Genomic DNA, 8,274 nt, shown 5'->3' with positions numbered 1-8,274 from the left:
CGGAGAGGGTGGGGCCGGGCCCCGACGCGGGCGGGCCACGCGCCCAGCGTCTCGGCCAACTGCCTGGCGAACGGAGCCACGCCACCCGTGAGTTGGCGCGGTGGACCGAACCGCGCAAGCGCCGGCAGCGCCTGCGCGACCGGTGTGCCCTGGACGCGGGGCGGCGCCCAGGACACCCCGGCCGCCAGGCGCAGCGGCCCCAGCTCGACCCGGCCGCCGCCGATGCGGGCGACGGCGCCCGGGTCGATCCCCGTGAAGGGGTGCTCGCCCGCCGCGCGGGACAACAGGACCGCCGACGGGACGCGTACCCCTGTGGGGGCAACCAGAGCGAGCAGCGACCTGTTCCCGGCCGACTCCTCCTCGTACGGCAGCAGATACACCGCCTTCCCGGTGACACCGACCATGCGAGCCCACCGCCGACGCCCCCGCACCAGCGGCTCGACGAGTGTGGACGCAGCGCACGGGAGCGCGGCGGGACTCACGCGGAACTCATAAGGCACTCATTCGGGGGTCACGGCGAGACGGCCACGGCCACGGCCACGGGTGCGGCGTCCAAGGCAGGCACCCGTATCGCCTCCAACGCCTTGGCGAAGCACTCGAGCGGCGCGTGGGTGAGGCCCGCGCCGATCTGTCCGATGCCCGGCTCGCGGTGGGAGATCCCCGTCGTCACGACCGGCACGATCCCCGTGTCCAGGACCGCCCGTACGTCGATGCCGACCGGCGCGCCCACGCCCCCGAGAGCCGGGAGGCGGTAGGCCTCGTGGCGGGCGAGGGAGATACGGGCCATCTCGCGGCTGGTGCGCAGCGCCTCCTCGACCGTGCCGCCCACGAACCCCGTGATCGCGGGCGCCGCGGCCAGCGAGAAGCCACCGAGCCCGTACGTCTCCGTGATTGCGCTGTCGCCGATGTCGGGGTTGGCGTCCTCGGGCCCGTACCCGGCGAAGTACAGGCCGCGGACCTGGGTGGCGGGCGCGGTGAACCATGCGTCGCCGAGGCCGCTGACCCGGATCCCGACCTCGACCCCGTTGCGGGCGAACGCGGTCACCAAGGTGGAGTGCGGCACCCCGTGCGCGGCGGAGGTCGCCAGTTTCGCCGCGGCCATCGAGAAGTTCAGGAACCAGTAGTGGTTGTCGGACAGAAAGCGCAGGACCTCCCGGGCGTGAGCCGTACCGGAGAGATCGGCGGCGAGTTCCCGCAGGAGCAGGGCCGAGGCGGCCGTGTTGCGGCTGTGGCACTCGTCGCCCATCTGGAGGGCCTGCGCCGTGATCGCCCGCAGATCGACGCCTTCGCCGCGCGCGTGCAGCGCGGCGCTCAAGGCGGGCGCGAGCACCGACCCCATCCAGCGCAGCCGCTCCATCACGTCCTCGCCCAGCGCTCCATAGCGCAGACAACGGCCCGCTCCCTCATTGAGGTTGGAGTAGGCGCGGCGGCCGGTCGCCCGGTCCTCGACCTCGATCAGCGGCATGGAGGGCGAGATGATGCCGCCCATCGGGCCGACCGCTTCATGGTGATGGCACGGCGCGAACTCCAACGCACCGCCGTCCGCGAGGCGTTCGGCCGCTTCGGCGGAGTCCGCCCAGCCTTCGAGCAGCGCCGCGCCGATCACGCCCGCGCGCATCGGACCGCACATGTCCGGCCAGGCGAGGGGCGGGCCCGCGTGCAGCAGGAGGCGGCGGCCGGAGTCGTCGAGTGCGGGGATCGCCTCGCGGGCCGGCAGCACGCGGGTCCATACGGGGCGCACGGCGAGCAGGCGTGCGACGGCCTCCTGGTTGGCGGCCTCGACAGCGGGGTGGCCGGTCAGTTCGGCGAGACGCCAGGCCAACTCCGGTTCACCGGACGCCGGCGGCCGCCAGTCGAGCGCGGTGACGTCCGCGCCCGCGCTGCGCGGCACCTCCGCGAAATCCGGCACGCCGACCGCGGCGATACGGACCGGCGCCGCACCGAGCAGCGCCGTCGTGCCGCGCGGGGTGCCGCCGATCGATGCCGTCATACGGTCCGGGGTGTCGCCGATCGATGCCGTCATGCGGTCCGGGGTGCCGCCAACCGATGCCGTCATACGGCGCCTCCTGCCGTGGTCAGTTCCTGGGCACGCTCATGCCCGGGCGAAGTCACCATCGCCGCCGCCCACTCGATGGCGTCGGTGCTGGTCGGCGCGAGCAGCGCCCCGGCCGCGCGCAGCCGGGCCTCCTGGGCCGCCCGGTCCTGCGGGTCGGCGTCCGTGCCGACCACGAACGCCACCACCGGCGGCCGTTGCCCCGACGGCGCCCGCTCCAGTTCCGCCGCGAGCGCCGCGGCGGGATCGGCTCCCGCGCCATGGCCGAGCACGACGTCGAGTACGACGACGGCGGTACGGGGATCGTCCAGCGCGACCCGTAGATGCCGGGCCCGCACGGTCGGGTCGATCATGGGGTGCGGGCGGCCCGCGGTGTACGCGTCGTCGCCCAGGTCGAGGATCAAGTCCCGGTCGGGGAGCAGGACTTCGCCCGCAGCCGGACCCATCCCCGTTCCCGTTTCCGTTCCCGTCGCCGCGTCCGGGAGGAGCTGCCTGGCCTCGTACGCGAACGTGCCTCCCGCGTAGAGGGCGCGCAGCAAATGGCCGTGAGGGACGGGCAGTCGGGGCCGCTCGACGCCACGGGGTGCCTTGCCGCCGAGCGCCTCGACCACCGCGTACGCCGCATCCCGCAGCGTGCCCGCCACCGTGACGCGTCCGCCGCCGGAAGAGCGGGTGCCGTCGCCGGCGGAAGACCGGGTGCCTTCGCCGCCAGAAGGCCGGGCACCGTCCCCGGCGAGAGACCCGCTGCCGTCGAGGAAGCAGGCCACGACCGGTTTGCCCGCGCGCGCGGCCCGCGCGAGCACCCGCTCGGCGACCTCCGGGGCGGGCGGCTTGGAGACGAGGACGATCAGCTCGCAGCCGGGGTCGGCGTCGAGGAGCTCCAGGGCGTCCAGGGTGGTGATGCCGCCGACGTCGGCGCTCAGATCGCGGCCGCCGGTGCCGATCATCTGCCGGACGCCCTCTCCGTTGGCGTCCAGGAGGCAGGAGACCTGCTGAAGTCCCGTACCGGAGGCGCCGATCAGGCCGATGCGGCCGGGGCGCAGGACGTTGGCGAAGCCGAGAGGTATCCCGTCGATGACCGCCGTGCCGCAATCGGGACCCATGGCGAGGAGCCCGGCGCGGTGGGCTTCCCGCTTCAGGCGGATCTCCTGGTCGAGCGGCACGTTGTCGCTGAAGACGAAGGCATGCATACCGCAGCGCAGCGCCTTGAGCGCTTCGGCGGCGGCGTACGGGCCGGGCGTGGAGATCAGGGCGAGGGCCGTGGCGGGGTCGGCCTCGGTCAGGGACCGGGCCGCCGGTGTGGCGGAGGCCGCGGGCGTGGGGGAGTCGGTCTGTTCCAGCAGGCCGTCCACGGCGTCGAGCGCGTGGGCGAGTGCCTCCGCGTCGCCTCGTACCGCCACGATCAGATCATTGGGCCTGGCCTCGGCGGCCTCGGCGGTGAGCAGGTGTGCGTCGGCCAGGAGACGCAGATTCGCCTCGGTGGCCATGACCAGGCTCGCGGCAGTCACGCCCGGCAGGTCGCCGAGCCGGCGGGCGGCTCTCATCAGGGCTACGGAGTCGGCATAGGTGTCGCGGCGCAGGGAGTTGACGGTGCGCACCGTGCCGTCGTCGGGGGCAGTGTCGTCCGTGGCTTGCTCCATGACCCGACCGTACGGTCCGCCCCCGGGGTGTCCGCTTCGGCGTGAAGTGCCAGCAGCGCGGCCACGATCGCTGGCACCGCCTGACAGTGTCGCCGCCGCCACGGGCGGCGAACATTCGGGGACACCCGCCGCATCCGTGCCCCGTCCCCGCTGCCCAGCAACGAAGAGGTGCCCCCGGATGGACAGTCCCCGAACGGACCGCACACCCACGACGCGAGCCCGACGGGCCGCCGAAGCCACCGAAGACTTCGCCTCCGACCGGCTCCCGCCCGACGAACGCCGTTCCACCCTGTCGATCACCTTGGTCAGGATGGGCTTCACGGTGTCGGCGACCGATCTCCTGTACGGGATGTCGCTCGGGCTCTTCTTCCCGTTCTGGACCGGTGTCCTGATCGCCGTCGGCTCGTCCCTCGTCGTCAGCGTGGTGTCGATCCTGTGCGGACTGATCGGCCAGCGCGAACGCATCACCACCGCACTCGGCCTCCAGGCCGCCTTCGGACGCGGCGGCAGCAGGCTGCCGTCCCTGGTGATCGCCCTGCTGTCGGCCGGCTTCGTCGGCTACAGCACCGGCATCACGGCCGGTGTGCTGCCCGGCGGCAAGGACCCATGGCTGGGCCTCGTCTACTGCGTGGTGCTCAGCGCGATGTACACCGCCCTGTCCATCGTCGGCTTCGGCAAGGGCCTCACCTGGGTCGGCCGGATCAGCGTGCCCCTGATGCTGGTCACCGTCGTGATCGCGGTGATCGCCGCGATCGACCACGCCGGCGGCATCGGCGAGATCGTGGGCGCCGAACCGGCGCGCGCGGGGGAGGCCACGGCGCTCGCCCTGTTCGCGCTCGGGGTCAACAAGTGGATGACCGGTGCCACGGTCACCCCGGACATCACCCGCTTCGGCAAGTCCAGGTCGACCGTGTACACCACCACCGTCGCCGAGTTCATGGTCGGCAACTTCGGCTTCAACATGCTCGGCATCCTGCTCGGACTCGGCGTCCGCGAGGCCGATATGGGCGAGGCCTTCGGCATCGTGGGCGTCGGTGCGCTCGCCACCTTCGCGATCTTCGTTCAGGGCTTCCCGCACGAGGTCAACAACATGTACGCGGCCTCGCTCGCCGGACGGACCGCGATCGACCTGCCCCGTATCGCCGTGAACGTGATCGCCGGCGTGCTGGCCTGCGGACTCGCGTACTACGGACTGAGCGCGGGCATCCTCGACGCCTTCCTGACCTACCTCGGCTATCTCGGCTACGCCATCCCGCTCATCCCCGGCATCCTCGTCGCCGACTACTTCCTGCTGCGGCGCGGACGCTACGACCTGTCCGCAGCTGCCGTCGCGGCGGTCAACTGGCGTGCCGTGTCCGCGTACTTCGCCGGGCTCGGCATCAATCTGGTCCTCGGCTTCGGCTTCGACGACAAGCTGTGGCACACGCTGCCGCTGACCGGGGCGATCCTCTACCTGCTGTTCTCGCTGCCGCAGTGGCGAGCGGCGCGCCAGGCGCGGGCCGCCGCCGAGCCGGGCACGCAGTCCCCGCAGGCGCCGCTCAGTGAAGGCGCGCGCTGAGCAACCGGTGGGCGTGCAGCGCCAGTTCGGTCTGCAGCCGGCGCATCGGATCCTTGTCCGGTGCGCCGGTGAGCCTCTCGATCTGCTTGAGGCGGTAACGCAGCGTGTTGTAGTGGACGTGCAGCTCCTCGGCGGCGTCCACGCCGTTGCGGTCGCGCTGCAGATAGACGCTCAGGCTGTGCACCAGGCTGCTGTCGTGCCGGGCGTCGTGCTCGATCAGCGGGCCGAGCGCCTCGGCCACCAGGGAGCGCAGCTCGGCGTCCGGCAGCTGGTTGAGCAGCCGGTACACCCCGCACTCCTCGTACAGGCGCGTGAACGAGCCCGCGGGGCCTTCGAGTTCACGTCCGAGGGCGAGCGCGGAGAGTGCTTCGCCGTGGCTGAGATGCAGTTCCACGAAGTCGGCGCGCACCGTGCCCGCGCCCACCGCGACCGTGTGCGCGGGACAGGCGGCGGTGACCGCGCGGTGCAGCGCCGCGCACGTGCGCCGCAGTGAGGGTCCGGGCTCCGCGAGCACCGTCATCCCGCCCGGCGTCCCCCACGCCGGGGTCTGCGCGCCGAGCGCGGTACGGGCGGCGGAGAGCAGCCGTTCCTCGGTGACGGGTGCGGTCCGCGCGCCCGGCGCCGCGGTGACCTCGACGACCACGGTGGCGCGGGCGCGCTCCAGGTCCCAGCCGAGTGCGGCGGCGCGCCGGGCCGCCTCGGCGCGGTCGCCGGGCGGGTTCGAGACCAGCGCGGTCAGGAGCAGCGTGCGGTAGCGGCGCTCGCGCTCGGCCAGCGCGCGTTCCTGCACCAGGAGCATCGTGGCGAGGCTGGCCACATGCTCGACGGCTAGGGCGAGTTCGGTGTCCGTCGTACGGCAGCCCTCGCCCCACAGCGCCACCTCACCGAGCGTCCGCCCGCCCACGGTGATCGGCCGGGTGACACTCGGCTCCACGCCGTCGGGGACCGTACCCGCGGCGTTCAGGACGGTGCCGTCGACGGCGCGCAAGGCGGCGGGACAGCCGGTCTCATGGGCGAGCAGCACGATGAGTTCGTGCTGGGAGCCGCCGTTCAGGACCGCCTGCGAGAGGCGTTCGCGCAGCGCCTGGGAGCGTTCCAGGCTGAGGGCCTGGCGGTTGAGCACGGTCCCGATGACCTCGGAGAGGATGTCGTTCAGCATGACCTCGCCGGGCAACTCCACGATGGGGAAGCCGAGTTCGTCGGCCGCCCGCAGCATGGATTCCGGGAGCACCGGCAGATACGGGCCGACCTTGACGCCGAGTGCGGCGAGCCCGCGCCGGTCCATCTCCGGGACGAGCGCGGCAAGGGCCCGTTCGTCGTCACGTACCGCATAGGCCGTGGTGAGCAGGAACTCGCCGCCGCGCATCCAGCGGACGATGTCCGGCACTTCCATGATGTTGGCGACCCGGATCGGATGCGGCGCCCCGGCATGCCCCGCCACCAGGCGGGCGCCCGCGAGGGCGGGCAGCTCCAGCGCCTGCGCCACGGTCAGAGCCGCGGCGGGGGCGATGGGTCTGGCGAGCACTGGGGAACCGGCCACGTTGGCCACTATGAGCGCGAGTTCATGGACTGTAAACGCCGCGGACAGAAGACTGTATACGATTCTTCGGGGCGGGTCTTTCGCCGGAACGGGGGCGGGCCTTTCACCGGAACGGGCCGCGCGCACCTGACCGCGCGCCCTTGCGCGGCACGCGCCGCTCCCCGCCCGGCCACACTGTCAGCAGACGTCAACAGGCCCCGCCCGCTTCTGGCATGGGATGCCCATGACCCCGGGCGCCCGCATTTCTATCGTCCTGACATGCCCGAAGAACCCGCGGTCCGCACACCCGTACGGCCGCTTCCGCGGCACTCCGACCGGCCCACCACCGTGCTCGCGATCGGCGGCAACGCGCTGCTGCGCGGCGGCCGGCGGGCCACCATCGACGAACAGTTCGACGCCGCACGGCAGTTGGCCGCTCCCGTGGCCGCCCTGGTGCGTGCCGGCGCCCGCGTGGTCGTCACGCATGGCAACGGTCCGCAGGTCGGTTTCATCAAGCGCCGCTCCGACCTGGTGGCCGAGATCGCCCCCGAACTCCCGCTGCTCGACCTGGACATGTGCGTGGCCGACTCCCAGGGCAGCATCGGCTACATCCTCGCCCGCGGCCTCTCGGGCGCCCTGCCCGCCGGCGTCCGGCCGGTCGCCGTACTGACCCACACGGTCGTCGACGCGGCCGACCCGGCCTTCGCGCGTCCCACCAAGCCGATCGGCACGCACTACACCCGGGACGAGGCCGAACGGCTCGCCATCCGGCACGGCTGGTCCATCGGTGAGGACGCGGGCCGTGGCTGGCGCCGTCTCGTACCGTCCCCCGCCCCGCGCCTGGTCGTGGAACAGGACGCGATCGCCGCGCTGCTCGCCACCGGGCAGGTGGTGATCGCCGGTGGTGGTGGCGGCATCCCGGTGGTGGCGGCCCCCGACGGATCACTCCGCGGCGTCGAGGCCGTCGTCGACAAAGACGCCACCTCCGCGCTGCTCGCCGGGGCGCTAGGCGCACAGGAACTCATCATCACGACCGGTGTCGAACGGATCGCCCTCGATTTCGGTACGCCCCGTCAGCGCTTCGTGGACCGCCTCGACGTCCCCGAGGCCGAACGGCACCTCGCGGACGGTCAGTTCCCCGAGGGCAGCATGGGCCCGAAGATCCGCGCCGCCCTCGACTTCCTCGCGGGCGGTGGCAGCAGCGTCCTCATCACCGCACCGGCCGCGCTCGGCGAGGCACTCGCCGGCCGCACCGGCACCCGGATCGTGGCCGCTCCCGCCCGAGTTGACCGCAACGCGGCGGCAGCGGAGACGTAACACGACGGACGTGCCTCGGGGCGCCTGGCCGAGTGGGCCGGACAGACCCCTCCCTCCCGGGGGCCGAGCCCTATCAAGGCTATCGACACCCACTGACAACGCCGACTCAGCCCGCGCGCACCCCACCGGATACAGCCACGCGCACCCCACGGACGCAGAGGACCCTCGATGCCCCTCAGCACCGCCA

General features: G+C 73.0%; 6 protein-coding genes. 2 read left to right on the top strand and 4 right to left on the bottom strand.

Annotated features, from left to right (window positions below):
* From G6045_RS37400 to G6045_RS37390, 3 genes are all read right to left on the bottom strand, one after another.
* Positions 1 to 404, bottom strand: a 404-nt coding sequence (locus G6045_RS37400) for a hypothetical protein (RefSeq protein WP_206344693.1), incomplete at its 3' end; no start/stop codon positions are given.
* Between the two features lie 107 nt (positions 405 to 511).
* Positions 512 to 2,056 carry a YlbE family protein gene (locus tag G6045_RS37395; RefSeq protein ID WP_235968550.1) on the bottom strand — a complete coding sequence of 515 codons (1,545 nt, stop codon included), beginning with the start codon at positions 2,054 to 2,056 and terminating at the stop codon, positions 512 to 514.
* A complete protein-coding gene (locus G6045_RS37390) occupies positions 2,053 to 3,693 on the bottom strand; it encodes a transcriptional regulator (protein ID WP_206344692.1) in 1,641 nt (546 codons plus the stop codon). The genes G6045_RS37395 and G6045_RS37390 overlap by 4 nt, the downstream gene beginning before the upstream one ends.
* Before the next feature lie 178 nt (positions 3,694 to 3,871).
* Between G6045_RS37390 and G6045_RS37385 the strand changes: the two genes are divergently transcribed.
* Positions 3,872 to 5,251 (top strand): purine-cytosine permease family protein, encoded by a 1,380-nt coding sequence (locus tag G6045_RS37385; protein WP_165336695.1) that lies wholly within the window; start codon positions 3,872 to 3,874, stop codon positions 5,249 to 5,251.
* On the opposite strand, the gene G6045_RS37380 is transcribed toward G6045_RS37385, so the two are convergent.
* Positions 5,232 to 6,791 carry a PucR family transcriptional regulator gene (locus G6045_RS37380; RefSeq protein WP_328708047.1) on the bottom strand — a complete coding sequence of 520 codons (1,560 nt, stop codon included), beginning with the start codon at positions 6,789 to 6,791 and terminating at the stop codon, positions 5,232 to 5,234. The genes G6045_RS37385 and G6045_RS37380 overlap by 20 nt on opposite strands.
* A gap of 258 nt (positions 6,792 to 7,049) precedes the next feature.
* On the opposite strand from G6045_RS37380, the gene G6045_RS37375 reads away from it, so the two are divergent.
* Positions 7,050 to 8,087, top strand: a complete 1,038-nt coding sequence (locus G6045_RS37375; protein WP_165336693.1) for a carbamate kinase — start codon at positions 7,050 to 7,052, stop codon at positions 8,085 to 8,087.
* Positions 8,088 to 8,274 lie beyond the last annotated feature (187 nt).

This window comes from Streptomyces mesophilus (assembly GCF_011044995.1).
Taxonomy (GTDB): domain Bacteria; phylum Actinomycetota; class Actinomycetes; order Streptomycetales; family Streptomycetaceae; genus Streptomyces; species Streptomyces mesophilus.
The sequence above is the reverse complement of the archived record's forward strand: the minus strand, read 5'-3'. Positions and strand labels throughout refer to the sequence as shown.